Annotated in this window: 25 protein-coding genes and 1 riboswitch; of the genes, 7 read left to right on the top strand and 18 right to left on the bottom strand. The window is 73.9% G+C overall.

Annotation, left to right across the window (positions count from 1 at the left end; translation table 11 throughout):
- The 4 genes from DQE82_RS11355 to DQE82_RS11340 all read right to left on the bottom strand — a co-directional run bounded on the left by DQE82_RS11355 (window position 1) and on the right by DQE82_RS11340 (window position 2,355).
- Complete coding sequence (locus tag DQE82_RS11355) at window positions 1-552, bottom strand: DsbA family protein (RefSeq protein WP_064448223.1); 552 nt, start codon at window positions 550-552, stop codon at window positions 1-3.
- The gene (locus tag DQE82_RS11350) at window positions 549-1,046 is read right to left on the bottom strand and encodes a redoxin domain-containing protein (RefSeq protein WP_043329170.1); all 498 of its coding nucleotides are present in this window, start codon (window positions 1,044-1,046) and stop codon (window positions 549-551) included. The genes DQE82_RS11355 and DQE82_RS11350 overlap by 4 nt, the downstream gene beginning before the upstream one ends.
- 59 nt (window positions 1,047-1,105) lie before the next feature.
- Complete coding sequence (locus DQE82_RS11345; RefSeq protein ID WP_064448224.1) at window positions 1,106-1,780, bottom strand: BON domain-containing protein; 675 nt, start codon at window positions 1,778-1,780, stop codon at window positions 1,106-1,108.
- A gap of 170 nt (window positions 1,781-1,950) precedes the next feature.
- The gene (locus tag DQE82_RS11340; RefSeq protein WP_064448225.1) at window positions 1,951-2,355 is read right to left on the bottom strand and encodes a hypothetical protein; all 405 of its coding nucleotides are present in this window, start codon (window positions 2,353-2,355) and stop codon (window positions 1,951-1,953) included.
- A gap of 421 nt (window positions 2,356-2,776) precedes the next feature.
- Here DQE82_RS11340 and DQE82_RS11335 point away from each other — a divergent pair, with 421 nt between their 5' ends.
- Together DQE82_RS11335 and DQE82_RS11330 are read left to right on the top strand one after the other, a co-directional pair.
- Window positions 2,777-3,136 carry an STAS domain-containing protein gene (locus tag DQE82_RS11335; RefSeq protein ID WP_013287849.1) on the top strand — a complete coding sequence of 120 codons (360 nt, stop codon included), beginning with the start codon at window positions 2,777-2,779 and terminating at the stop codon, window positions 3,134-3,136.
- Between the two features lie 41 nt (window positions 3,137-3,177).
- The gene (locus DQE82_RS11330) at window positions 3,178-3,714 is read left to right on the top strand and encodes an SRPBCC family protein (protein ID WP_231915621.1); all 537 of its coding nucleotides are present in this window, start codon (window positions 3,178-3,180) and stop codon (window positions 3,712-3,714) included.
- On the opposite strand, the gene DQE82_RS11325 is transcribed toward DQE82_RS11330, so the two are convergent.
- The 5 genes from DQE82_RS11325 to DQE82_RS11305 form a co-directional block, all read right to left on the bottom strand.
- Window positions 3,711-4,790 (bottom strand): hypothetical protein, encoded by a 1,080-nt coding sequence (locus DQE82_RS11325; RefSeq protein ID WP_113972619.1) that lies wholly within the window; start codon window positions 4,788-4,790, stop codon window positions 3,711-3,713. The two genes, DQE82_RS11330 and DQE82_RS11325, sit on opposite strands and share 4 nt — an antisense overlap.
- A gap of 4 nt (window positions 4,791-4,794) precedes the next feature.
- Window positions 4,795-4,926, bottom strand: a riboswitch (cyclic di-AMP (ydaO/yuaA leader).
- A 143-nt stretch (window positions 4,927-5,069) separates the two neighbouring features.
- Window positions 5,070-5,984 (bottom strand): cation diffusion facilitator family transporter, encoded by a 915-nt coding sequence (locus DQE82_RS11320; RefSeq protein ID WP_043329179.1) that lies wholly within the window; start codon window positions 5,982-5,984, stop codon window positions 5,070-5,072.
- 94 nt (window positions 5,985-6,078) lie between these two features.
- A complete protein-coding gene (locus tag DQE82_RS11315) occupies window positions 6,079-8,196 on the bottom strand; it encodes an AAA family ATPase (protein ID WP_064448226.1) in 2,118 nt (705 codons plus the stop codon).
- A 124-nt stretch (window positions 8,197-8,320) separates the two neighbouring features.
- Window positions 8,321-9,226: an alpha/beta fold hydrolase gene (locus DQE82_RS11310; RefSeq protein WP_113972618.1), complete on the bottom strand. Its 906-nt coding sequence runs from the start codon at window positions 9,224-9,226 to the stop codon at window positions 8,321-8,323.
- 248 nt (window positions 9,227-9,474) lie between these two features.
- Window positions 9,475-9,804, bottom strand: coding sequence for a hypothetical protein (locus tag DQE82_RS11305; RefSeq protein ID WP_043329183.1), 330 nt, complete (start codon window positions 9,802-9,804; stop codon window positions 9,475-9,477).
- A gap of 331 nt (window positions 9,805-10,135) precedes the next feature.
- Here DQE82_RS11305 and DQE82_RS11300 point away from each other — a divergent pair, with 331 nt between their 5' ends.
- The 3 genes from DQE82_RS11300 to DQE82_RS11290 are packed head-to-tail and all read left to right on the top strand — an operon-like array spanning window position 10,136 to window position 12,662.
- Entirely contained in the window at window positions 10,136-10,627 is a 492-nt protein-coding gene (locus DQE82_RS11300; RefSeq protein WP_013287841.1) for a DUF3145 domain-containing protein, read from the top strand.
- 33 nt (window positions 10,628-10,660) lie between these two features.
- On the top strand, window positions 10,661-12,385 hold the full coding sequence (locus DQE82_RS11295) for a glycoside hydrolase family 3 protein (RefSeq protein ID WP_064448228.1): 1,725 nt from the start codon (window positions 10,661-10,663) through the stop codon (window positions 12,383-12,385).
- 58 nt (window positions 12,386-12,443) lie between these two features.
- Window positions 12,444-12,662 carry a hypothetical protein gene (locus tag DQE82_RS11290; RefSeq protein WP_069088914.1) on the top strand — a complete coding sequence of 73 codons (219 nt, stop codon included), beginning with the start codon at window positions 12,444-12,446 and terminating at the stop codon, window positions 12,660-12,662.
- A gap of 89 nt (window positions 12,663-12,751) precedes the next feature.
- Here DQE82_RS11290 and fabF read toward each other — a convergent pair whose 3' ends face one another.
- The 5 genes from fabF to DQE82_RS11265 form a co-directional block, all read right to left on the bottom strand.
- The gene (gene fabF, locus DQE82_RS11285) at window positions 12,752-13,978 is read right to left on the bottom strand and encodes a beta-ketoacyl-ACP synthase II (protein WP_030503633.1); all 1,227 of its coding nucleotides are present in this window, start codon (window positions 13,976-13,978) and stop codon (window positions 12,752-12,754) included.
- 2 nt (window positions 13,979-13,980) lie between these two features.
- On the bottom strand, window positions 13,981-14,220 hold the full coding sequence (locus DQE82_RS11280) for an acyl carrier protein (protein ID WP_007072348.1): 240 nt from the start codon (window positions 14,218-14,220) through the stop codon (window positions 13,981-13,983).
- A gap of 83 nt (window positions 14,221-14,303) precedes the next feature.
- Entirely contained in the window at window positions 14,304-15,248 is a 945-nt protein-coding gene (locus DQE82_RS11275; RefSeq protein ID WP_043329189.1) for a beta-ketoacyl-ACP synthase III, read from the bottom strand.
- The gene (locus DQE82_RS11270) at window positions 15,249-16,415 is read right to left on the bottom strand and encodes an acyltransferase domain-containing protein (protein WP_113972617.1); all 1,167 of its coding nucleotides are present in this window, start codon (window positions 16,413-16,415) and stop codon (window positions 15,249-15,251) included. It lies immediately after the preceding gene.
- Between the two features lie 98 nt (window positions 16,416-16,513).
- Window positions 16,514-17,788: a CdaR family transcriptional regulator gene (locus DQE82_RS11265; RefSeq protein ID WP_274479170.1), complete on the bottom strand. Its 1,275-nt coding sequence runs from the start codon at window positions 17,786-17,788 to the stop codon at window positions 16,514-16,516.
- 100 nt (window positions 17,789-17,888) lie between these two features.
- Between DQE82_RS11265 and DQE82_RS11260 the strand changes: the two genes are divergently transcribed.
- The gene (locus tag DQE82_RS11260; RefSeq protein ID WP_043329196.1) at window positions 17,889-18,218 is read left to right on the top strand and encodes a hypothetical protein; all 330 of its coding nucleotides are present in this window, start codon (window positions 17,889-17,891) and stop codon (window positions 18,216-18,218) included.
- Between the two features lie 44 nt (window positions 18,219-18,262).
- On the opposite strand, the gene DQE82_RS11255 is transcribed toward DQE82_RS11260, so the two are convergent.
- The gene (locus DQE82_RS11255; RefSeq protein ID WP_043329199.1) at window positions 18,263-18,931 is read right to left on the bottom strand and encodes a hypothetical protein; all 669 of its coding nucleotides are present in this window, start codon (window positions 18,929-18,931) and stop codon (window positions 18,263-18,265) included.
- Window positions 18,932-19,122: 191 nt separating this feature from the next.
- Here DQE82_RS11255 and DQE82_RS11250 point away from each other — a divergent pair, with 191 nt between their 5' ends.
- Complete coding sequence (locus DQE82_RS11250; RefSeq protein ID WP_043329202.1) at window positions 19,123-19,713, top strand: copper resistance CopC family protein; 591 nt, start codon at window positions 19,123-19,125, stop codon at window positions 19,711-19,713.
- Between the two features lie 176 nt (window positions 19,714-19,889).
- On the opposite strand, the gene gltX is transcribed toward DQE82_RS11250, so the two are convergent.
- The 3 genes from gltX to DQE82_RS11235 all read right to left on the bottom strand — a co-directional run bounded on the left by gltX (window position 19,890) and on the right by DQE82_RS11235 (window position 23,992).
- Window positions 19,890-21,299 carry a glutamate--tRNA ligase gene (gltX, locus tag DQE82_RS11245; RefSeq protein WP_082931128.1) on the bottom strand — a complete coding sequence of 470 codons (1,410 nt, stop codon included), beginning with the start codon at window positions 21,297-21,299 and terminating at the stop codon, window positions 19,890-19,892.
- Between the two features lie 105 nt (window positions 21,300-21,404).
- Window positions 21,405-22,682 carry an MFS transporter gene (locus DQE82_RS11240; RefSeq protein ID WP_113972616.1) on the bottom strand — a complete coding sequence of 426 codons (1,278 nt, stop codon included), beginning with the start codon at window positions 22,680-22,682 and terminating at the stop codon, window positions 21,405-21,407.
- Window positions 22,679-23,992 carry a GH1 family beta-glucosidase gene (locus DQE82_RS11235; RefSeq protein WP_064448235.1) on the bottom strand — a complete coding sequence of 438 codons (1,314 nt, stop codon included), beginning with the start codon at window positions 23,990-23,992 and terminating at the stop codon, window positions 22,679-22,681. The genes DQE82_RS11240 and DQE82_RS11235 overlap by 4 nt, the downstream gene beginning before the upstream one ends.
- Window positions 23,993-24,108 lie beyond the last annotated feature (116 nt).

Below are 24,108 nucleotides of genomic sequence, written 5' to 3'. Positions count from 1 at the left end.
TCAGGCGTCGGCGGCGGCGTCCACCGCTGTCAGCAGTTCGGCCAGGTCGTAGCCGCCGTCGTGGCGGACGCCGTTGACGAACAGCGTCGGGGTGCCGTTGACGCCGCTGCGGATGCCGCCGACGAAGTCCTGCCGCACCCGGTCGGCGTACTCCTGGCGGCCGACCTCCGCGGCGATCTCGTCCGGCGACAGTCCGATCTGCTCGACGCCGAGCGACAGGTGCACCGGGTCGAGCTGGTCCTGGTGCTGGAAGAGCCAGTCGTACATCTCCCAGAACCGGCCCCGGGCGGCGGCCGCCTCGGCGGTCTCCGCCGCGCTCTCCGCGTACGGGTGGATGTTGGCGATCGGGAAGTGCCGGTACGCCAGCCGCACCACGTCGGCCCGCTGGCGCAGCACCTCGGTCAGGTTCGGGTACGCGGCGCCGCAGAACCGGCACTGGAAGTCGCCGTACTCGACGATCGTGACCGGCGCGTCCGCCGGGCCGCGGACGTGGTCGTGTTCGGTCACCGGGGTCCGCAGCCGCGCGGTGGTGACCTGAAGTGGCGTGGTCATCGGGCGCTCACCCGCCGATCCGCGTCCAGCCGCTCCAGCGCGTCGAGGATGCCGTCCACGCCCGGGTTCACCTCGGGCGGCGACAGGTGGCTCCAGGCCACCCGGCCGTCCGGGTCGATCACCACGAGCGCCCGGTCGGACTGCCCACGCGGCGCGTACGCGCCGTACCGGCGCGACACCTCGCCCTTGGGCTCGAAGTCGGCGAGCAGCGGGAACCGGATGCCCTGGCTCTCGGCGAACGCCCGGTGCGAGTCGACGCTGTCCACCGAGATGCCCAGCAGCACCGCGTCGTACCGCTCCAGTTCGGGCAGGGCCGCCTGGTAGAGGGCCATCTGCTCGCCGCAGACCGGTGACCAGTCGGCGGGATAGAAGGCCAGCACCACCGGACGGCCCCGGAACTGCCCGGGACCCACCTGTCGCCCGTCCGGCGCCGCCGGCAGCGTGAACCCGGGGGCGGCCCGCCCGGGTGTGATCAGCCCGTTCGGATCACTCATGCCTCCCACCATGGCGGGCGCCCGGGTGAGGCGGGCTCACCCGGGCGGGGTGGTTCGGCTCAGCGCACGACCAGGTGGTTGTGCACCTCCCGGATGCCGGGGGCGTTCCACACCACCCGCTCGATCTCCGCGCGCTCGCCGGGCGAGTGGACCTGCCCGCCCAGCACGACGGTGTCGCCGTGCACCCGGACGTCGACGCTCTCGGCCTCGGTGGCGGCGTTGCGCGCGAGCGCGTCCACGATCCGTTCGGCCAGGTCGTGGCCGTCGGCGCGGACCGCCGGGCGCACGGCGATCCCGTTGCTCACCCCGCGTACGCCGGTGAGCCGGGCGACCGACCGTTCGGCGGCCCGCCGCTGGTACTCCCACTCGACGTCGCCGTGCAGCGTGACCCAGCCGTCGGAGACCGTCACCTGCAGCGTCTCGACCGGCACGAACGCGTCCCATTCCAGCGCCCGTACGGCCGCGACGGCGATCTCCGGGTCCTCCCGGCCGGCCGCGGTGGCGATCTGGACGGCGAGGTCGTTGGCGACCGCGCGGACCCGGGCGGCCCGGTGCGCGGCCCGCTCGGCAGCCCACTTCTTGGCGTAGCTGTCCACCCGGCCGGTCAGCGTCACCACGCCCTCGGTGACGGTTACGCCGATCTCGTCCGGGCCGACCCGGGGCTCCCAGGTCAGTTCGTCGAGCACCGCGGACTGGATGTCCCGGTCGGTGCGCGTGATCGTGTCGGTGGCCATCCGGCTCTCCCTCCGTCGATGGCGGCGCGGGCACGCGGTCCCGCACCCGCGATCCTGCGCGTGTCCGGGGTGACCGGCCCTCACCCGGTCCGGGTGGGGGAGCGCACCACGCGGCACGGTGGCCGCCCCCGGGAGTGCCGGGAGCGGCCACCGTGCCGGTCGGGTGGGGTTCAGCCGTCCAGGCCGGCCGGGGAGTTCGGGCGGTCCACGTCCACGAACTCGATCTCGTCCGCGGCGCGGTCGCGGCTGCCCGCGGCGCGCGCGGCGGTGCCGGCGGCCCAGCCGATCGCCGCGCCCGCGAGCGCCGCCGCGATCAGCAGCGTCCAGGGCAGGGCGGGCCGGCGTCCGGCCAGCGCGTCGAAGGCGAGCGTGGCCCGCCGGCGCGCCTCCTCGGCGGCGGAGCCGACCAGGTCGGTGGCGTCGTCGGCGAAGCCGGAGGAGTTGCGGCGGGCGCTGCGGGTGGCGTCGCGCACGCTGTCACCGGCGGAGCCGGCCGCGGAGAGCAGGTGCTGCCACGCCTGGTCGGCGACCCGCTCGGCCTTGCCCCGGCGGTCCAGCAGGTTGGATCCGAACATCGTTCTACCTCCTCGGGTGCCGAAGGCCGGCGGCCACTTCGGACTCCGGTGTCCATCCGGCGCGTTCACTGTCTCGGGGCAGTGCCCCACCGGCGCACGCGGCAAACCCTCGCGGTGGTGCCCGGCTCGTGAGCAGCGAACGGGACGAACCACCCGAACGCGCCGGGACCGGTGCCGACGGGACGTGCGCGCGCCCGCTACCCTGGTCGGCGGATCGACGGGTCCGACCGGCCGTACGGCTGGCCGCGGCCCGCGTCGAAGGGGAAACTGGAACCCGGAGGTCCGGATTGGGAGCGCCCAGGTGTGCCCAGTTCGCGAATTGCTCATCCCGGGGGGTGGCGACCGGGCCGTTGGAGGAATACTCTCGGTCGCGGCCCGCGTACTGATGAGGCGCCCGTCAAGGGCGAGTGGAGGTGCTCGCGTGAGCCTGTCGATCGTGAAGTCGGTGCGGCCGGGTGGTGTCGTCCAGATCGCGCCCCGTGGGGAGATCGACGTCGACACCGCGTACGAGGTGCGGGAAGCGATCGCCGAGGTGCTCGCGAAGGGCCGTCCCTCGCGCATCGAGCTGAACATGCGGCTCGTCACGTTCATCGACTCGGTCGGCATCAGCGCCATGGTGGCCGGCTTCCAGACCTGCGAGGTCAGCGGCGTCAAGCTCGTGGTCACCGAGCCGAGCCGGTTCGTGCACCGGCAGCTCTGGGTGACCGGCCTGCTCGGCCTCTTCGGCGCTCCCGAGCCGTGGTTCGCCGACGACACCCCCGAGGTGCTGCCCGGCGCCTGAGCGCCGTTCGCACCCCCTGCGGCCAGGGGACCTTCTACCCGTTGCCAGCCCGGCGTCGGTACGGGACGATCGTCGCGACGTACGACGGCGAGGGGGCCCGCTTGCAGAGCAGCGACAGCTTCAGCTACACCGTGCAGGCCCGGTGCAGCCGGGCCGACGCGGTGGCACTGCTGGGTGACCTGAGTCGCCAGGGCGAGCTGCATCCGCTGATCGTCCGGGTCCGGCAGCTGCCGGCCCGGCCGGGCGCGCTGGCCAGCTACGCGATCACCGACCGGCTGCAACTGGGCCCGCTGCACTTCCCGGTCACGTACCAGGCGGACGTGCTGGTCGCGAGCGAGGACGAGGTGGTCACTGTGGCCCGGCAGCAGCCGGCGACGACGGTGCGCAACCACACCCGGCTGCGCGACGAGCCCGACGGCACCGTGCGCATCGACGTGGAGATCACGCTCACCGCGCCGGCGCCGCTGTTCGGGTACGCGTTCCGCCAGGCCCGGGCGGCTCACCTGAGCCTGGCGGCCCGTCTCGGCGCGACGCTGGAGGGCCGGCCCGATCCGGCCGGCCCCCCGGGAGCGCGCTAGTACACCGACAGGTGCACGTGGTTGGTGTGGTCGCTGGACGGGTCTCCGTTGCCGCCGCTGTACGACTTCCACCCGCTGCTGGGCAGCCAGATCTGCTTGAACCAGATCACGTAGAGCACGGCGAGCGGGTCGGCGTTGCGCACGAAGTACGCGGCCAGGTTGTTGCCGTACGTCCGGTCACCGCCGCTGGCCACGCCGCCGAAGCCGTTCTTCTGGGCGGCGAAGTCGCAGGCCCGCCCCTTCGGGTGCTCACCCGAGCCGCTGGGCCGGTGGCACGAGACGTACCTGGTGAAACCGGCCGCCTTGGCCTGCTGCAGCGCGTGCAGCGTCCGCGGGGTGATGCAGCCGTTGGCCGGGGTCGGGTCGTTGACGCTGCACGACTCCGACGGCCACGAGCCGTCCGAGTTGCGTGGCGCGGGCTTCGCGTTCTTGCTTGAGGTGCCCTGGACGCTGCTGCCGCCGCCGCTGCTGTTGTTGCGTGCGGAACGTTCGTTGGCCACTTCGAGCGCGCGCTCGGCCTGCTCCTTGCGCTTGCCCATCACCTCGACCTGCTTGCGTTGCTCGCGGATCTCGGTGTCGAGCGCGGCCCGGGTGCGGGTGGCCTCGTCCCGGGTGGTGATCAGCTCGCGCACCGTGCGGTCCTCGTGCGCGGCGACCTGTTCCAGCGTGGCGGCCCGGTCCATGAAGCCCGCCGGGCTGCTGCTGTCGAGCAGCGCCGCGGCGGTGCCGAGGCGGCCCGCGCGGTACGCCACCCCGGCGATCTCACCGACCTTGGCGTCACGTACGGCCAGCTCGGCGCCGACCTTCGCGAGCTGGTCGTTGAGCTGCTTCTGGCGGTTCACCGACCGGTTCAGCGCGGCCTTCGCCTCCAGCCAGCCCTTGCTGGCCGCGTCGAGTTGGGCGCGCAGCTCGGGCGTGCCGCCCTCGTCGTCGCCGGGCGCGGCGGCGAGCAGGGCGGTCCGGGGCGCCGCCGAGGCGGGGGAGGCCGGAACGGTCGCGACGCCGACAGTCAGCGTCGCGACGAGCAGGGCCGCCAACCGGGCGGCCGTCCGTCGTACAGGTGCCACTGGGGGCATTCACATGTCCTTCCGTCAACCGCCGACCGGGTTAGCTGACGGGTTCGGGACGGAAGATCCCTACCGCTGACGCGGATGCACCCCACGTACGTGGTTCCCCGGCTCGCCCCTTCGGGCGATTAGGCGACGGCCACCCCACCTGCGCCGGTGACGCCGGTGGCTGCGGCCGCGACCGAGCCTACCGGCGCGGCCCGGGCGTGGCTCCGTTGCGCAGTGCCGCATGGTGGGGCAAAACCGACATAAGTGTACAGCAGTCACGGTGATTTAAGTCTGCCCTAATCACCACTCGGTCTTTCCGCACACTCCGGCTGACGCTCCGGGTTCGACCTGCAACGTGGCGTGATCGATGGAGAAGTCCTCGTGCAGCGCCGTCCGCGCGGCGGCCAGCACCCCGGCCGGGTCCACGCCCGGGTCGGTGGTCAGGTGCGCCGAGGCCACCTCCATGCCCGAGGTGAGCGTCCAGACGTGCAGGTCGTGCACCTCGGCCACGCCGGGGACCGCGGCCAGCCGGTCGTGCACGGCGGTCACCTGGAGGTGCTCCGGCGCCGCCTGCACCAGGATGCGCACCGCGGCCCGGCCGAGCCGCCAGGTGCGCGGCAGGATGAACAGGCCGATCCCGACGGCGACCAGTGGGTCCGCCCACCACCAGTCGGTCACCGCGATGACCAGCGCCGCGGCGATCACGCCGAGCGAGCCGAGCAGGTCGCCGAGCACCTCCAGGTACGCGCCGCGCAGGTTGATGCTCTCCTTCGCCCCGGCGCGCAGCAGCGCGAAGGCGACGATGTTGGCGAGCAGGCCGAGCACCGCCACCACGAGCATCGGGCCGGCCAGCACCTCCGGCGGCTCGCCGAAGCGGCGTACCGCCTCGATCAGGACGTAGACCGCGACGGCGCCGAGCAGCACGGCGTTGGCGAGGGCGGCGAGCACCTCCAGCCGGTAGAGGCCGAACGTGCGCTGCGGGTCGGTGCCGGCGCGCCGGGTGGCGGTGATCGCCGCGAGGGCCATGCCGATGCCGAGCACGTCGGTGAACATGTGCCCGGCGTCGGAGAGCAGGGCGAGCGAGCCGGTGGTGAAGGCGGCCACCGCCTCGACCACCATCAGGACGGCGAGCAGCGCGAACGCGGCCCAGAGCCGGCCTGCGTGGCGGTGTGCCGCGTTGGCCACCGCGCTGCTGTGGTCATGACCTGCGCCCACGCCAACACCCTCCCTGCCGCGTACCGGCCGGGCCCAATGTATGCTCACATCGCTATGTATGCAAGTGAACTGTGGGTGGCGCGGGCGTGGCCCCTCACCCCACCGGGTCGAGCGTGGTGAGGCGCTGGGTCGCCCGGGACAGCGCCACGTAGAGCGTGCGCACGCCCGAGCCCGGATCGGCCCGGATCTCGCTCGGCGCCACCAGCACCACGCCGTCGTACTCCATGCCCTTGGCCTGGAGGCTGGTCACCACCTGGAGCCGGCCCGCGCCGAGCGCGCCCAGCCAGCCGGCCACCTCGTCCCGGCGCGGCACCGGCGTGATCACGCCGACGGTGCCCTCCACCTGGCCGAGCAGCGCCTCGGCCGCCTCGACGGTGGCCGCCGGCAGCTCGGCGGCGGGCACCGTGCGCTCGACCGGCGGAACGCCGGTGGACCGGACCGCGTCGGGCAGCGGCAGATCCGGGTAGAGCCGGCGGATCTCCGCCGCCGCCACCGCGAAGATCTCCGCCGAGTTGCGGTAGTTGGTGGTCAGCTCGTAGCGGTGCCGCTTGCGCCGGCCCAGCGCCTGGTCCCGGGCCCGGTCCAGCTCCTGCGGGTCGCCGGTCCAGGCCGTCTGCGCCGGGTCACCGACAACGGTCCAGGACGCCAGCCGCCCGCGCCGGCCGATCATCCGCCACTGCATCGGCGAGACGTCCTGCGACTCGTCCACCACCACGTGCGCGTAGTCGCGGTAGTCGGCCGGACGCTCCCGCGCCGCCGCGCGGGCGGCGCGCTGCCGATCGGCGTACGTGCTCAGCTCGCGCACGCCACCGGCGAGCTGGTACGGGTCGCGCTTGGGCCGGGCCCGCTGCACCGGCTTGCCCAGCAGCGCGTCCAGCTCGTCCAGCAGCGCGATGTCCGCCACCGTCAGCCCGTCGGTCGCGAGCGTGCGGTACGCCTGCCCGAGCAACCGGATCTCGGCCGAGGAGAGGATCCCCCCGGCGTAGCGGCGCAGCCGGTCCGGGCGGGCCAGCCAGTCCAGCACGTGCCGGGGGTGCAGCCGGGGCCACCACGCCTTGAGGAACTCGCGGAACTCCGGCCGCTCGATGATCTCGTCCTCGAACGCGGGCTGCTCCGGCAGCCGTCCCACCCGCAGCGTGCGGGCCTGCGCGTAGAGCGCGGCGAGCACCGCGTCGAACGCCGCCCGGCGTACCTCGTTGCGGCGCGCGCCCCGGGCCAGCGTCCGGTCCCGGATCGCGTCCAGCGCGGGGCGCTCCAGGCGCAGCAGCTCACCCCGGTACAGCAGGCGCAGCTCGGCGGGGGAGTCCGGCACCGCGTCGCGGACCGCGCGTTCCAGCACCCGGCGCATCCGCAGCGAGCCCTTCACCGCCGCCACGTCCGGCGGGTCGGTCCGCGACGCGGACAGGCCGGGGAAGAGCGAGCCGAGCGAGTGCAGCGTGGCGGTCTCCTCGCCCAGTGAGGGCAGCACCGAGGCGATGTACTCGACGAACACGCCGGACGGGCCGACCACCAGGATGCCGCCGCCGGCGTACCGGGCCCGGTCGGAGTAGAGCAGGTACGCGGCCCGGTGCAGCGCCACCGCCGTCTTGCCGGTCCCCGGGCCGCCGGAGACGATCGTGACGCCGTTGCCGGGGGAGCGGATCGCCTCGTCCTGCTCGCGCTGGATGGTGGCGACGATGTCGCGCATGCCCCGGCCGGTGGCCCGGGACAACGTGGCCAGCAGCGCCCCGTCACCGACCACCGCCATGTCCGGCGGCGCGGCCTCCGGGTCCAGCAGGTCGTCCTCGATCCGGGTGACCTTCTCCGAGGCCGACTGGATCGTGCGCCGGCGCACCACGCCGCGCGGCTCGGCGGGCGTGGCCTGGTAGAACGCGGCGGCGGCGGGCGCCCGCCAGTCCACCACCAGCGTCTCCGCGTCCACGCCCCGCACGCCCAGGCGGCCGACGTGCAGCACCTGCCCGGTACGCAGGTCCAGCCGCCCGAACACCAGCCCCTCGTGCTCGGCGTCCAGCACGTGCCGGCGCTGGGCGGCGTGGAAGACCATCGCATCCCGCTCGACCAGCGCGCCGAAGTTGCCGACCCGGGCCAGCCGGTAGCCCTCCCGCTCGGCGTCGGCCGCCGACCGGCGCAGTTCGGCCAGCCGGGCGTACACCCGGTCGAGGTGGCGCTGCTCGGCGGCGATCTCCCGGTCCAGCGTGGTCTGGTCGGTCAACGCGGATGCTCCTGTGGTCGGACGGCACGACGGGCTGAATGAGGGTACGGGCCCCCGGCAACCGCAGCGCCGGGGCATGCCGTCCGCGTGGCGTACGTCAGTGCCGTTCCGGAGCGGGAGACGCTCAGAGGCGGGCCGCCGGACGGCCGGTCAGCACCCGGTCCAGCACCCCGGCCACGGCGTCGTTCACCTGGTCCGGGCGCTCCATCATCAGCATGTGACCGGCGCCCGGGCAGACGGTCAGCTCCGTGGTGGGCAGCGCCGCCGCGATCGACTCGGCGCACGGCGGCGGGGTGAGCCGGTCCCGGTCCCCGACCAGCGCGGCGGCCGGCAGCCCGCCCAGCGCGGCGAGCGTCTCCAGCCGGTGCTGCGCCCCGATCGAGGCGCGGAACCCGCCGATCGAGCGCAGCGTGGCCCGGGCCACCGCCGAGGTGACCAGCCGGATGTCCGCGGGGTCGCAGCGGTCGCCGAACAGCATCCAGCGGATGCTCGGGCGCAGCGCGCGCAGCAGGGCGTGCGGTGGCCGCCAGCCGCCGCACCGGGCCAGCACCCCGGCGCCGGTGGTCTCGGCGAGCCGGATCAACCTCGTGATGCGGGGGGACAGGCCGTAGACGGTGTGCGTGTGCCCCTCGGCGGTGGTCGAGACGAAGACCAGCCCGGCGGTACGCGCCGCGAACCGGTCGGCGTGGCGGTGGGCGTACTCCATCACCGTCATTCCGCCCATCGAGTGCCCGACCAGCACGATCGGCCCGGACGGGGCGATCTCGTCGACCACGGTGGCGAGGTCGTCGCCGAGCTGGGCGAGCGTGGCGTCGCGCAGCGCCAGGCAGCTCGACCGGCCGTGGCCGCGCGCGTCGTAGGTGACCAGGCGGACCCGGTCGCCGAACCGTTCCCGCAGCTCGGCGACCTGCCGGTGCCAGCTGCGGCCGTCGAGCGTCCAGCCGTGCAGCATCACCACGGTGACCTCGGCGTCGACCGGCCCGGTGACTGTCACGTGCAGGCGTACGCCGTCCGGAAGCCGCAGTTCCATGTCGCCACCCCCGAGCCCGTCCGGTTTGCGTCCACCGGGTGTCCCGGCGGTGACACCGGCGTTACCCGTCATGACACCACGGCAACCGGGGCGGGGAGAAGATTCGCGTCCGGCCTATGGACGAGCCGGACGCACATCCACCGGCGATCCGCCACCGGTGAGGTGACGCTGCTGCCGCAGGAGCAGACGCGAAACCGCCCGCCGGGGTGATCCCGGCGGGCGGTCGCGGTGGTGCGGGTGAAGGGTGCTCAGCCCTCGAAGACGCCGGCCTCGACCAGGCGCTTCTCGGTGGCCTCCCAGCCGTGGTCCGGGTGGGCGGCGGCGAGGCCGTTGATCTCAGCCCGGATCTTGGCGGCGTGGCCGGCGGCGGCCAGCACCCGGATCTCCTCGACGAAGGCCTCGGAGTCGGTGCGCAGGTGCGCGGTCTTGCCGTTGGTCAGGTTGCGCACGTAGGCGTGCTTGCCGCCGTTGAGCGGGATCAGGTACTTGAACTCGCCCAGCACGCTGAGGGCGCCACCCTGGCCAGCCTGGCCGGCCCGGACTGACGCGCGCGCGGTCTTAGAGGTGTTGCTCGCCACGGAGGTACTCCTTGCAGACGTACGGTGGGGACGGAAAGCCGTCCGGGGGCTGTGCGAGTGACGCCCGGGTTGAGCGCCTGCCCGCGAAGATGTACGGCGGCACACAGAACCGCCCAGAGAACTGTACACGACCGCGACACCTGGCTGGTCGTCGCGGCGTCAGAGGGCACAACCGGCTCCACCTCCCGGGTATTTCCCGCCGGCTGGGACCGGCGAATTTTCCGATTCGCTGGCGCACCACCAGTCACACGGGTCATCATGTGTGTCCAGGTACCACTCGGTAGGACGAGGTCGTAGGGGAAGACGCACCTCGGCTCACCGGGAGGTCACCGTGCCAACGCGTGGCGTCGTATACGTCCACTCGACCCCGCTCGCCGTGTGCTCGCACGTCGAGTGGGCGATCGCGCGCGTCCTCGCCGCGCCGGTCAACCTGCACTGGACGGCGCAGCCCGCCGATCCGGGCGCTCGTCGCGCCGAGTGCGGCTGGACCGGCAGCCCGGGGACCGGCGCGGAGCTGGCCGCTGCCCTCCGGCAGTGGCCCATGATCCGTTTCGAGGTCACCGAGGAACCCAGTCCCGGCGTCGACGGCGAGCGTTTCATGTACGTACCGGGCCGGGGCCTGTTCCGGGCCGCCGTCGGCGCGGCCGGTGACATCCAGCTCGGCGAGGACCGGCTGCGCAGCCTGATGGCCGCCGCCCGCAGCCCGGAGGCGCTCGCCCACGCGCTGGACAAGGCGCTGGGCACCGCCTGGGACGCCGAACTGGAGCCCTACCGTTACGCCGGCGACGGCGCCCCGGTGACGCTGCTCACCCGGGTCGGGTGACGGCGGCCGAGTTGCCCCGATACGGTGGGCCGCGTGTCGATTTCCCCGCGGCGCTCCGCCGTCGCGCTCGCCGCACTGACCGCGCTGCTCGTCTCCGGGTGCTCGGACGGGCCGGACCGGCCCCGTCCCACCCCGACGAGTCCGGCGCCGTCGTCGGCCGCGCCCGCGCCGAGCGAGTCCCCGGCCGCTGACCCGGCCGCCCGCGCCGCCGCGCTGGTCGGCACGCTGAGCGACGAGGACCTGGTCGGGCAGGTGCTGATGCCGTACGCCTACGGCAGCTCGGCCACCGAGGTCTCGGCCGGCTCGGCAGCCGGCAACCGCGCGCTGGCCGGCGTCGACACCCCCGCCGAGATGGTGGCGAAGTACCGGCTCGGCGGCGTCATCCTGGTCGGCTTCAGCGCCGACGACCCCACCTCCGGCAACCAGGCCACCACGAACGTCGACAACCCGAAGCAGGTCCGGGCGCTCACCGACGGGCTGCGCGCCGCCGCCGGCAAGCTGCCCGCCGGCGCCGCGCCGTTCCTGATCGGCACCGACCAGGAGTACGGCGTGGTCACCCGGATCACCGACGGCGTGACGCTGCTGCCCAGCCCGCTCGCGGCCGGCGCCGCCGGGAACCCGGCGCTGACCGAGGCCGCCTGGCGGGCCGCCGGGGCCGAGCTGGCCGCGATGGGCATCAACCTCGACTTCGCCCCGGTCGCCGACGTGCTCGTCACCCGCAGCACGGTGATCGGCTCCCGGTCCTTCGGCGCGGACCCGGCGACCGCGTCCCCCCAGGTGGCCGGCGCGGTACGCGGCCTGCAGGCCGAGGGCGTCGGCGCGGCGGTCAAGCACTTCCCCGGGCACGGCCTGAGCGCCGAGGACTCGCACACCGAGCTGCCCGTGATCAAGCAGTCCCGCGCCGACCTGGACCGGATCGCGTTCCCGCCGTTCCGGGCCGGGATCGGCGCCGGGGCCATGGCGGTGATGTCGGCCCACCTGGACGTCAAGGCGGTCGACCCGGGCACCCCCGCCACGTTCTCCCGCAAGCTGCTCACCGACGTGCTGCGCGGCCAGCTCGGCTTCCAGGGCGTGGTGATCACCGACGGGATGAACATGGCCCCGGCCAAGAAGTGGTCACCCGGTGAGGCGGCCGTGCGCGCGCTCAACGCCGGCAACGACCTCATCCTGATGACGCCGAACGTCACCCAGGCGTACGACGGGCTGCGCGCCGCGCTCAAGGACGGCTCGCTGCCCCGCGCCCGCCTGGTCGAGGCGGTCACCCGGGTGCTCACCATGAAGTTCCGGCTGGCCGGGCGGGACACGCCAGCGCTGTCCACGCTCGACGGCGCCGACCACCGCAAGGCCGCCGACGACCTCGCCACCGCCGCGGTGACTGTGCTGCGCGGCAAGTGCGGCGGCGCGGTGACCGGACCGGTCAGCGTGACCTCCTCCGGTGGCCGGGAGCGCACCCGCAAGCTGCTGACCGAGGCGCTCACCGCGGCCGGCGTCAAGGTGGTGCCCTCCGGCGGCACGGTGGTGCACCTGGTCGGGTACGGCGACGGCGCGAAGGACCTGCGCGCCGACGCCGCCGTGACGGTGGCGATGGACACGCCGTACGTGCTGTCCGGGGCGAAGTCCCCGACGCTGATGGCGACCTACTCGTCCACCCGGGCCTCGATGAACGGCCTCGCCGCGGTGCTCGCCGGCAAGGCCCGCCCGGGCGGCCGCTCCCCGGTGCCGGTCTCCGGCCTGCCCGCCACCGCCTGCCGCACCTGACCGCCGCCGCCGGTAACTCGGGTGCGGCCCGGGGCGGCCGGCTGGCAGGGTGGCGCTCATGGGAGAGGCAGCACAGGGATTCCGGTACGTCCAGCGCGCCGACGGCACGGTGGTGATCACGCATCACGGCCGGGTCGCGAGCACGCTTCGCGGCGGCCGGGCGGCGCAGTTCCTGGCCGAGGTCGACGACGATCCGCAGCTGGCCATGGCCCGGTGGACCGGCAACTACCGGCGGGGCAACGAGCGCACCGCCCGCCTACACCCCCGCAACCGCTGAGGTGTAAGGAAGGGCCCCCTGTTAACGCCTGCGGTAGAGGAAGGGCCCCTTCTTAACAGTCGGCTGTTAAGAAGGGGCCCTTCCTTACGTCAGGGGCGGGTGAAGACCAGCGCCACGTTGTGCCCGCCGAAGCCGAACGCGTTGTTCAGCGCCGCCGGGATCTCCATGTGCCGCGCCTTGTGCGCGGCGACGTCCAGGGTGAGGCCCTCGTCCGGGTCGTCCAGGTTGATCGTCGGCGGGATCACGCCGTCCCGGATGGCCAGGATGGTGGCGATCGACTCCAGCGCGCCGGCCGCGCCGAGCAGGTGCCCGGTCATCGACTTGGTGGCGGTGAGCACCGGGTGGTCGCCGACCGCCTGGCGCAGCGCGCCGATCTCCAGCATGTCCCCGACCGGGGTCGAGGTGGCGTGCGCGTTGACGTGCACGATGTCGGTACGGGCCACGTCCGCGTCGGCGACCGCCCGGGCGATGGCCCGGATCGCGCCCTCGCCCTCGGCGTGCGGCTGCACGATGTCGTACGCGTCCGAGGTGATCCCCGCGCCGGCCAGGCGCGCGTACACCCGGGCGCCCCGGGCGGCGGCGTGGTCGGCGCGCTCCAGGATCACCACGCCCGCGCCCTCACCGAGGACGAAGCCGTCGCGACCGGAGTCCCACGGCCGGGAGGCCCGCTCCGGCTCGTCGTTGCGGGTCGACATGGCCCGCATCGAGCTGAAGCCGGCGATCGGCAGCGGGTGGATGACCGCCTCGGTGCCGCCGGCCACCACCACGTCGGCCCGGCCGGCGCGGATGATGTCCAGACCCAGCGCGATCGCCTCCGCGCCGGTCGCGCAGGCGCTGGCCACGGTGTGCACGCCGGCCTTGGCGCCCAGCTCCAGCCCGACCCAGGCGGCCGGACCGTTCGGCATCAGCATCGGGATGGTGTGCGGGGAGACCCGCCGCGGGCCCGACTTCTCCAGGATGTCGTCCTGGGCGAGCAGGGTGGTGGCGCCGCCGATGCCCGAGCCGACGCTGACCGCCAGGCGCTCCGGGTCCGGCCCGGCCTCGGCCAGCCCGGCGTCGGCCCACGCCTGCCGGGCGGCGATGATGGCGATGGCCTCCGAGCGGTCCAGCCGGCGCAGCTTCACCCGGTCCAGCACCTCGGACGGGTCCACCGCCAGCTGGGCGGCGATCCGGACGGGCAGGTCCGCCGCCCACTCCTGGGTGAGCGCACTCACCCCGGAGCGGCCGGCGAGCATGGCGTCCCAGGTCGACGCGACGTCCCCGCCGAGCGGGGTCGTCGCGCCGAGCCCGGTGACGACGACGTCGGGACGACTCATGATCAGGACTGCGCCTCGATGTAGCTGACCGCGTCACCGACCGTCTTGAGGTTCTGCACCTCGTTGTCCGGGATCTTGACGCCGAACTTCTCCTCGGCCGCCACCACGACCTCCACCATGGAGAGCGAGTCGACGTCGAGGTCGTCGGTGAAGGACTTCCCCTCGGCCACGTCGTCCGGGTTCACCCCGGCAACCTCTTCGAGGATCTCGGCGAGGCCGGCGGTGATCTCGTCACGGGTCATTACGGTTGGTTCCTCTCATCGGGGGTTACCGGTGACCGGCGTCGCCGGTCACGCGCCTCGGCGCGTTCGCGCCCGAGGGGGTCTCAGGGGCAGCGCACGACCTGACCGGCGTAGGTCAGGCCGCCGCCGAAGCCGAACAGCAGGACCGGGGCGCCCGAGGGCACCTCGCGCCGCTCGACCAGCTTCGACAGGGCCAGCGGGATGCTCGCCGCCGACGTGTTGCCGGACTCGACGATGTCCTTGGCGATGATCGCGTCCGGAATGTTCAGCCGCTTCGCGATGCCGTCGATGATCCGGCCGTTGGCCTGGTGCGGCACGAACGCGGCGAGCTCCGACGGGGCCACGCCGGCCCGCTCGCAGGCCTGCAGCGCGAGCGGGGCCAGCGCGGTGGTGGCCCAGCGGAACACCGACTGCCCCTCCTGCGCGATGTACGGCTGCCAGCCCTCGATGCGTACCGCGTCGCTCTTCTCCGGCGCGGAGCCCCAGACCACCGGCCCGATCCCGGCCGGCTCGTCGTCGGCGGTCGCGGTCACCACGGCCGCCCCGGCGCCGTCGGCGAAGATGATGCAGGTCGAGCGGTCGGTCCAGTCGGTGAAGTCGGAGAGCTTCTCGGCGCCGACGACGATCGCGTTGCGCGCCGCGCCGGCCCGGATCGCGTGGTCCACGGTGCCCAGCCCGTACGCGAAGCCGGAGCAGGCGGTGTTGAGGTCGTACGCGGCGGGCGCGGTGACGCCGAGCTTCGCCGCGACCCGGCAGGCCACGTTGGGACTGCGGTCCACCGACGAGCAGGTGGCCACCACGACCATGTCGATGTCGGCGGCGGTGAGGCCGGAGTTGGCGAGCGCCTTGCCGGCGGCGGCGGTGGCCATGTCGGCGACCGTCTCGTCGCCCGCGATCCGCCGGGTGGCGATGCCGACCCGGTCCCGGATCCATTCGTCGCTGGTGTCCACCATCTGCGCGATCTCGTCGTTCGTGACGACGCGGGAGGGCTGGTAGTGCCCCATCGCGACGATCCGGCTGCCGGCCATTTAGTGCGTTCCTCCGATGCGGACGAGGGGCTGGCCCGGGGCGACCGGGTCGTCGTGGTGCGCGAGCCACTCGGTGAGCAGCCCGTTGTCGTGTGCGGTCACCTCGACCGGCCCCTGCGCTCCGGTGACGTGGCCGAGGACCTGGCCGGCGCGTACCTCGGCGCCCACCGTCGCCTCGGCCGCCCGGGCGAGGCGGCCGGCGGCGGGGGAGACGACCACCCGGAACCACGGCGCGTACGGGCGGGCGGGACCGGCGTGCCGGGCGACCAGCCGCCGCGCGGCGGGCAGGTCGGCGGGGGTGTTCAGGGTGACGATCTCGGGCGCGCCCTCGCCCTTGAGTTCTCGCTTGACCAGTCCGGCGAGGGTGCCGGCGGGCGGCAGCTCGATCACGCCGGTGACCCCGAGGTCGGCCAGCGTACGCATGCACAGGTCCCAGCGGACCGGGGCGGTGACCTGCCGGACCAGCCGCTGCAGCGTCTCCGGGCCGTGCCCGACCGGCGCGCCGTCGAGGTTGGACAGCAGGATCCGGGCCGGGGCGGAGGCGGTGACACCGGCGGCGACGGCGGCCAGCGCGGCCTCGGCCGGTGCCATGTACGGCGTGTGGAACGCGCCGGCCACCTGGAGCCGGATGATCCGGGTGCGGGCCGGCGGTTCGGCGGCGAGCTTGTCCAGCCCGTCGATCGCACCGGCGGCCACGATCTGACCGGCGCCGTTGCGGTTGGCCGGGTGCAGCCCGTGGGACTGGAGCGCGGCGAGCACCTCGTCCGGGTCACCGCCGAGCACCGCGGCCATCCCGGTCGGTTCCAGCGCGCAGGCCGCGGCCATCTCGTGTCCGCGTACGCCGGCGAGCGTCACGGCGGCCTCGGCCGGCAGTACCCCGGCCAGGGCGGCGGCGCCCAGCTCACCCACGCTGTGCCCGGCGACCAGCGCGACGTCGTGCATCGGCAGGTGCTCGGCGGCGAGCAGCGCGGCGGCGACCAGCAGCGGCTGGGTACGGGCGGTGTCCTTGATCTCGTCCGCGTCCGCCCGGGTGCCCAAATGGATCAGGTCCACCCCGGCCAGGGCCGACCACCAGCGCAGGCGCGCCTCGACACCGTCGAGGTCGAGCCACGGAGCGAGGAAGCCGGGCTTCTGCGAACCCTGTCCCGGAGAGAGTACGGCGAGCACGTGTACGACTCTGACGGATACTCGCGGGTCGCGCTGTAACGCACGGCACGAAACCGCACTAGAACCTTTGGAGGAAACCTACAAAAATCGGTGGGCGGTCATCGCCGGTCGGAGACCCCCGGTACCACCGGGTCGAGCCTACCCACAGTCAGCGCCACCTGCAGCGCGAAGGCGTCGCGCGGGGCCAGCGGCGAGAAGGCGGTCACCTCGGCGATCCGCTTCAGGCGGTAGCGCACGGTGTTCGGGTGCACGAAGAGCGCCCGGGCGGCGCTCTCCAGCGTGCCACCGGCGGCGAAGAACGCGTCCAGCGTCTCCAGCAGCTCGCCGCCGGAGCGGGCCAGTGCCGCGTACACGTCGTGGCGCAACCGGCGGCGGGCCTCGGTGTCGCCGGCCAGCGCCCGTTCCGGCAGCAACTCGTCCGCGGCGACCGGGCACGGCGCGGTCGGCCAGGCCGGCGCGGCCCGGAAGCCGGCCAGCGCGGCCCGCGCCGACTCGGTGGCCTCGTCCAGGCTGGGCACCGCCGGGCCGACCACCACCGGCCCCTCACCGAAGGCGGTACGCAGCTTCTCCGTGGCCGCCACCGGGTCGGCGGCCCCGCCCAGCACGATGACCAGCCGGTCGCCGTGCACGCCGCCGATCACCTCGACGCCGATCCGCCGGGCCTGCCGGTAGACGGTGTGCAGCACGGCGGCCACCTCGCCGCCGGGGGAACGGCCGACCGCCACCGCGACCGGTGGGGCGTCCGTCCAGCCGAGCGCGGCGGCCCGGCTGGCCAGCACGTCCGGGGAGTCGCCGCGCAGCAACGCGTCGACCAGGAGCGCCTGCAACCGGGCGTCCCAGGAGCCGCGGCTCTCGGCGGCCCGGGCGTAGACCCGCGCGGCGGCGAACGCGATCTCCCGGGAGAAGCGCAGCACCGCCTCCCGCAGCGACTGCTCCTCGCCCGGCACGGCCAGCTCCGACACCTGCTCCTCGACCACGTCGATGGTCACCTTGATCAGCGCCACGGTCTGCTGGAGGCTGATCGAGCGGGCCAGCGCCTGCGGCGCGGCGGCGAAGACCTCGTCCGACACCTCCTGGGTGCGGTCGGTGGCGCCGCCACCCTGGCGCAGCCACTGCACCAGTGACCGCACGCCGGCCTGGGCCACGAGCATGACCCAGGAGCGCTGGTCGGCGGGCAGGTCGCGGAACCAGGGCAGTGTCTCGTCCATCCGGGCCACGCTGGCGGTGGCCAGGCCGCCCGCCGCCCGTTCGATACGGCGCAGCGTCGCCGACGTCTCCGTGCCGCCCGGTTCGCTCACCGCACCAGCCTGACATGCGCTGAGCAGCGGTTCCACTCCGAGGTGGCGGCTTCGCCGTGGCGTGACGATCTCCACCGGTACGCGCTGGCGATCTTGTCCGGGTGGGCCAGTACGGTGTCAGGGCGCGCCCGGGCTGTTCCGGCGGGCGCGCGAGGGCGACGGTGAGGAGGCCGGGATGGCGCAGGGGGAGGCCGAGCACGGTTGCGCCCAGGGCGAGCCGTGCCGGCGTGGCCACGACCAGCCGGTCACGGCCACGCACCCGCGTCGGCCGTGCCTGCACCACCAGGGCGAGCAGGCCGTCGGCCGGGCCGCGGAGCGCGCCGAGGACGAGCCGGCGGTGCCCCGTCAGCGGGCCGTCGAGCCGGCGCATCTCGCGGACGAGGCGTCGCCGGAGCAGGGTTGTCGCAGCGATCTGGCGGGCTGGGCGGGCGCCCACCGCCACGGCGCGGTACGCCCGCGCAACCGTACGGTCCGCCGGGAGCGCCCGCCGCGTCGCTGGTGCTGACGCGGAGCCGGGCGGGTTGACGCCGACGCGGTGTCGGGCCGGGCTCAGCGGGTGCGGCGGCGCACCAGCAGCGCGATGCCGGCGAGCCCGGCGGTGATGACCAGCACGACGCCCACGTTGAGCAGCAGCAGCCGCTGGAGTTCGCCGAGGGCGGTGTCGAGTTCGCCCACCGGGTCGAGCGCCTCCTCCGGCAGTACCCGCTCGCCGCCGCCGATGCCACCGGCGAGCGTGTCGAACTGCGCCGGCAACGGCACGCCTACCGAGCGCAGCGTCTCCGGCATGTTGAGCCGCCCGAGGAACCAGCCCGCGCGGAGGTTGCTCCGGTCCGGCTGCTTCGCCGGCCGGTAGACCCGCGGGCCGCCCTTGGCCAGGGGAAAGAGGTCGTAGGTGCGCTGCGGACCGGCGGCGACGTGCACCACCACCGTGTACTTCGGACCGAGGTCCGCGGCGGCCGGGCCGCGCAGCTGGCCGGTCGCGCCCAGCCACTTGATCTGGTCGATCACCAGGTGGACGTCGGCCGACCGGCTGTCGGTGCGCAGCCGCAGCGGCTCGTCGAGCTTGTCGCCGGTGATGTCGACGCCGGTCGGGGCGGGCGCGGGCGTCGGTTTCGGGGCGGCGTAGGCCGCCGTCGCGCCGGTCAGAGCCAGTGTGCACGCGATGGCCGCCATCGTCCCGGTCACGGCGATCAGCAGCCGTCTCACCTTCCGGATCATCGCCGCCTCCTCGCCCCGTTCGATGGCTGGCTTCCGCTGCAGTCACACTGGACCGGTGTCCACCACAAAGACTCCGCAGAACGGCGCTCGGTTGCAGCAGGTGGAAGAGTATTTGGAACTATTTGCGAGCTGAGACCGACCAACGAGCGGTCGATGATCATCGGCCGGATCTTACCCGGACGGAGGGAACCATGGGGGGCAGGGTCGCCCGTACGGCGCGTACCTGGCTGGTGGTGCTCGGGGTGGTGGCGGCGTTCGCGCTGCTGCCGGCCGCGCCGGCCGCCGCGCACAACTCGCTGACCGGCAGCGATCCGCGCGACGGGGCCCGGCTGGCCGCCGCGCCGGAGCGGATCGAGCTGCGGTTCCTGGCCACGCCGAAGGAAGCCACGACCGAGGTCACCGTCACCGGGCCGGACAACGTGGCCGCTGCCGGCGGCGCGCCGACCTTCTCCGGCAAGCGGGTGACCGTGCCGTTCCGGCCGGGCGCGGCCGGGCTCTACATCGTCACCTACCGGCTGGCCTCCGACGACGGCCATCCGATCAAGGGGGAGATCCGGTTCACCCTGACCACCGGCACCCCCGCCGAGGCGCCGTCGGCGAGCGCGCCGCCCACGAGTGCCGCGCCCGCCGCGCCTACCAGCGCGGCGCCGAGCCCGACCCCGGCCCCCGCCGAGGCGGACGACGACGGGGGTACGGGCTGGCTGTGGGCGGCCGGCGCGGTGGTGGTGCTGGCCGCTCTGGGCGGCGGGCTGCTGCTGCGCCGCCGGGCCGCCCGCCGCTGACGCCGGCCGGTCAGCGGGAGCCGGCTCGCGGGGAACACTCCGCGTGACGCGGCCGGCGCAACGATCGCCGAAAACGCATATGCCTCTGAGTCATAATCATGACTCAGAGGCATATCGCTCGACAGGGTTACCTTCTCCCGGCCACGACACGCCCGGGCCGTCGGCGGGCCTGCCGCTCAGACCAGGCGTACGCGGGCGGCGCGCAGCCGGGTCAGCGTACGGTCGCGGCCGAGCACCTCCAGCGACTCGAACAGCGGCAGCCCGACGGTGCGGCCGGTGACCGCGACCCGTACCGGCGCCTGCGCCTTGCCCAGCTTCAGCCCGCGCTCCGCGCCGACCGCCTCCAGCGTGGCCTTGAGCGACTCGGCGTCCCAGGACTCCAGCGCCTCGAACGCGACGATCGCCGCGTCCAGCAGGTCGGCCGCGCCCTCCTTCATCGCCTTCGCCCACGCCGCCTCGTCGATCAGCGGGTCGGCCAGGAAGAGGAAGTCGACGTTCGGCACGATCTCGCTGAGCACCGCGATCCGGGTCTGCGCCAGCGGAGCCACCGCCGCGAACGCGGCCGGGTCGAACTCCTCGGGCTGCCACGGCGGCGGGGCGATGGTGTCGGTGCCGGTGAGCCACGGCTGGCAGGCGGCGACGAAGTCCTCCACCGGCAGCGCCCGGATGTAGTCGCCGTTGAACGCGCGCAGCTTCTTCTCGTCGAAGAACGCCGGGGACGGGTTGACCTCGTCCAGCCGGAACTCCTCCTCGATCACCGACCAGGGCACGATCTCCCGGTCGCCCGACGGCGCCCAGCCCAGCAGCATCAGGTAGTTGCGCATCGCGTCGGCGAGGTAGCCCTCGTCCCGGTACGCCTCCAGCGCGACCTTGTCCCGCCGCTTGGACAGCTTCTGCCGCTTCTCGTTCACCACCACCGGCACGTGCGCCCAGATCGGCGGCTTGACCCCGAGCGCGTCCCACAGCAGCTGCTGCTTCGGGGTGTTCGGCAGGTGCTCCTCGGCCCGGATCACGTGGGTGATCCCCATCGACATGTCGTCCACGACGTTGGCCAGCAGGAACACCGGGGAGCCGTCGCCGCGGGCGATGACGAAGTCCTCGATCAGCTTGTTCTCGAACGTCGGCTCGCCGCGCACCAGGTCGACCACCACGGTCTCGCCCTCGTCCGGCGTACGGAAGCGCAGTGCCCGGCCCTCGCCCGGTCCCAGGCCGCGGTCGCGGCAGAAGCCATCGTAGCCGCGCTGCTGCGGCCCGGTACGCGCCTGCACGTCCTCACGGGTGCAGTCGCAGTAGTAGGCCCGGCCGCCCTCGTACAGCCGCTGCGCGGCGGCCCGGTGCTCGCCGGCGTACGAGGACTGGAAGTACGGACCCTCGTAGCTGCCCCGCGCGATGCCGATCCACTCCAGCGCGGACAGGATGCCCTCGGTCCACTCGGGCTTGTTGCGGGCCGCGTCGGTGTCCTCGATGCGCAGCACGAACACCCCGCCCTGCTGCTTGGCGAAGATCCAGTTCTGCAGCGCCGAGCGGGCGCCGCCGACGTGGAACATACCGGTCGGGGAGGGGGCGAAGCGTACACGTACCGTCACGTCCCCCAGCCTACGGCGGGCCGCCACCGAGAAAGGAAGGGCCCCTTCTTAACGCCTCCGGAGGTGAAGGGGCCCCTTCTTAACAAGCGCGGCAGCCGGCGGGCGTCACGGCACGGAGCGGATCTTCACGACCAGGGCGCTGCCGAGCAGCGTGACCGCCGCGGTCACCGCGTACAGCGTCGGGTAGCCGCCGAGGTGCACGACGATCGGCGCGGACAGCGCCGGGCCGAGCACCTGCGGAGCGGAGTTGGCGATGTTGATCACGCCGAGGTCCTTGGCCCGGTCGGTGGCGGCGGGCAGCACCTGCGTGATCAGCGCGGCGTCCACCGCCAGGTAGACGCCGTACCCGGCGCCGAGCAGCAGCGCCGCGACGATCGCCATCGGCCAGGTGGGTGCCACCGCCAGTAGCGTCGCCGCCACCGCCATGATCAGCCCGGAGGCGATCACGAAGACCTTGCGCCGGCCGGAGCGGTCGGACATGCGCCCGGCGGTCACGGCGGTCAGCATCATGCCGACCGTGTAGAGCAGGATCAGGATCAGCAGCGAGCCCTCGGGGTCGGCCACCCGTACCCCGTCGGTGAGGAAGTAGAGCAGGTAGAGCGTGCCCAGCGCGTTGCCGGTCTGCACCAGGAACCTGGTGAACCACGCCCAGGCGAAGTCGGGGTGGCGGCGCGGGCTGATCCACATCGAGGAGAACAGCGAGCGCAGCCGCAGCGGCGAGCGGTGCTCCCGGGGCAGGTGGTCGTCCTGGGTCAGCAGCGCGAACGGCAGCGACAGCAGCAGCACGGCGAGCGCGATCGCGGCGTACCCGGCGGCGTTGCCGGTCACCACGGCCGTCACCAGCACCGCGCCCAGCACCAGGCCCAGCGCCTGCGGGATGCCCACCCAGCCGGACACGCCGCCACGCTGCGCCACCGGCACCCGATCGGGGATCGCCGCGGTGAGGCTGGCCAGCATCGCGTTGAAGCAGACCTGCGCGGCCACCCAGGCCACCGCCACCCCGGCGATCGTGTTCTGCCGGGCCAGCAGCACCAGGGCGAGCGCGCCGATCACCGCGCCGAACGCGGTCCAGACGTGCCGGCGGCCGAAGTGGCGGTTGGCCAGCCGCAGCGAGGTGCGGTCGGACAACGCGCCGGCGAGCGGGTTCGCCAGCACCGCGGCGAGCGCGCCGATGCCGGTGACCACCGCCAGCATCGCCTCCTTGTCGGCCGGCGCGATCCGTTCCACCTGCTGCGGCAACAGCACCTGGATCGGGGTGAAGAACGCCATCCAGACGCCCAGGTTGGCCGCGAAGATCAGCGCGATCCAGCTCCGCCGTACCGGCACCGTCGGTTCGGCGAGCGCCGCCGGCAGCGAGGCCGGCGTCGGGTTCACAGTGGTCACCGCCGGACCAGGTCCCGGAACCAGGCGTACGACGACTTCGGCGTCCGCCGCTGCGTGTCGAAGTCGACGTGCACCAGGCCGAACCGCTTGGTGAAGCCCTCGGCCCACTCCCAGTTGTCCAGCAGCGACCAGACGAAGTACCCGGTCACCGGCACGCCCTCGGCCATCGCCCCGCGCACCGCGCGCACGTGCCCGTCCAGGTACGCGATCCGCTCCGGGTCGTGCACCCGGCCGTCGGCGTCCGGCGCGTCGTCGTACGCGCAGCCGCTCTCGGTGATCTGGATCGGCGGCAGCGCGTCGCCGTACCGCCGGTGCAGTTGGAGCAGCAGGTCGCGCAGGCCGTCCGGGGCCACCGGCCAGTCGAACGCGGTACGCGGGTAGCCCTCCAGCGGCACGATGTCGAACGGCAGCGGCGAGCCCGCCTCGGGCGCCCGGATGGCGGTCGGGTTGTAGTAGTTGACCCCGAGCACGTCGATCGGCGCGGCCAGCACGTCCAGGTCGCCGTCCCGGATCACCGCCGGGTCGAGGCCGGGAGCGTCCGGGTAGCCGCGCCCGAGCAGCGGATCGGTGAACAGGAGGTTGTGCAGCGCGTCGTACGCCGCGGCGGCGGCCCGGTCCGCGTCGGTGTCGCCGGCGACCCGCACCGGGGAGTAGTTGTTGGCGATCGCCACCGGGGACGTGGTGCGGGCGCGCAGCGCGGAGACCGCGAGACCGTGCCCGAGAAGCTGGTGGTGGGCCACCGGGAAGGCGTCGAACAGCAGCATCCGGCCGGGGGCGTGCACGCCCATGCCGTAGCCCATGCTCATGTGGATGAACGGCTCGTTGAGCGTGATCCAGAGCTTCACCCGGTCGCCGAGCCGGGCGGCGGCCAGGTCGGCGTACTCGGCGAAGCGCGCGGCGGTGTCCCGGTTCAGCCAGCCGCCGGCGTCCTCCAGCGGCTGCGGCAGGTCCCAGTGGAACAGCGTGGCGACCGGGTCCACCCCGGCGGCGAGCAGGCCGTCCACCAGCCGGTCGTAGAAGTCCAGCCCGGCGGCGTTGGCCGGGCCCGTGCCGTCCGGCTGGATCCGGGGCCAGGCGAGCGAGAACCGGTACGCGGACACCCCCAGCCCGGCCAGCAGCGCGGTGTCCTCGGCGTACCTGTGGAAGTGGTCGCAGGCCCGGTCGCCGGTGCTGGCGTCGGCGACCCGGCCCGGCTCGTGCGCGAACGTGTCCCAGATGGACGGACCGCGACCGTCGGCAGTGGTCGCGCCCTCGATCTGGTACGCGGAGGTGGAGACCCCCCAGCGGAAGCCGGCGGGGAACTCGGGCATCGGCGCGGTCGTCAAGGCACCCTCCAAGACATGAAGCGTGCTCGCGACTCTAGGGCTCGGCGGACCGCCGCGCCATAGGCCGAGATGACTGGGTGGCGCAAGGGAGTTCGGCGTGT

This window comes from Micromonospora sp. LHW51205, from assembly GCF_003315815.1.
In the GTDB taxonomy this organism is placed as follows: domain Bacteria; phylum Actinomycetota; class Actinomycetes; order Mycobacteriales; family Micromonosporaceae; genus Micromonospora; species Micromonospora chalcea.
This window is presented reverse-complemented; position numbering and strand designations above follow the sequence as displayed.

Coding starts and splice junctions, on each gene's coding strand:
- DQE82_RS11355 (WP_064448223.1), bottom strand. CDS start 552: ATGACCACGCCACTTCAGGTCACCACCGCGCGGCTGCGGACCCCGGTG.
- DQE82_RS11350 (WP_043329170.1), bottom strand. CDS start 1,046: ATGAGTGATCCGAACGGGCTGATCACACCCGGGCGGGCCGCCCCCGGG.
- DQE82_RS11345 (WP_064448224.1), bottom strand. CDS start 1,780: ATGGCCACCGACACGATCACGCGCACCGACCGGGACATCCAGTCCGCG.
- DQE82_RS11340 (WP_064448225.1), bottom strand. CDS start 2,355: ATGTTCGGATCCAACCTGCTGGACCGCCGGGGCAAGGCCGAGCGGGTC.
- DQE82_RS11325 (WP_113972619.1), bottom strand. CDS start 4,790: ATGCCCCCAGTGGCACCTGTACGACGGACGGCCGCCCGGTTGGCGGCC.
- DQE82_RS11310 (WP_113972618.1), bottom strand. CDS start 9,226: ATGGAACTGCGGCTTCCGGACGGCGTACGCCTGCACGTGACAGTCACC.
- DQE82_RS11290 (WP_069088914.1), top strand. CDS start 12,444: ATGGGAGAGGCAGCACAGGGATTCCGGTACGTCCAGCGCGCCGACGGC.
- fabF (WP_030503633.1), bottom strand. CDS start 13,978: ATGAGTCGTCCCGACGTCGTCGTCACCGGGCTCGGCGCGACGACCCCG.
- DQE82_RS11280 (WP_007072348.1), bottom strand. CDS start 14,220: ATGACCCGTGACGAGATCACCGCCGGCCTCGCCGAGATCCTCGAAGAG.
- DQE82_RS11275 (WP_043329189.1), bottom strand. CDS start 15,248: ATGGCCGGCAGCCGGATCGTCGCGATGGGGCACTACCAGCCCTCCCGC.
- DQE82_RS11260 (WP_043329196.1), top strand. CDS start 17,889: ATGGCGCAGGGGGAGGCCGAGCACGGTTGCGCCCAGGGCGAGCCGTGC.
- DQE82_RS11255 (WP_043329199.1), bottom strand. CDS start 18,931: ATGATCCGGAAGGTGAGACGGCTGCTGATCGCCGTGACCGGGACGATG.
- DQE82_RS11250 (WP_043329202.1), top strand. CDS start 19,123: ATGGGGGGCAGGGTCGCCCGTACGGCGCGTACCTGGCTGGTGGTGCTC.
- DQE82_RS11235 (WP_064448235.1), bottom strand. CDS start 23,992: ATGCCCGAGTTCCCCGCCGGCTTCCGCTGGGGGGTCTCCACCTCCGCG.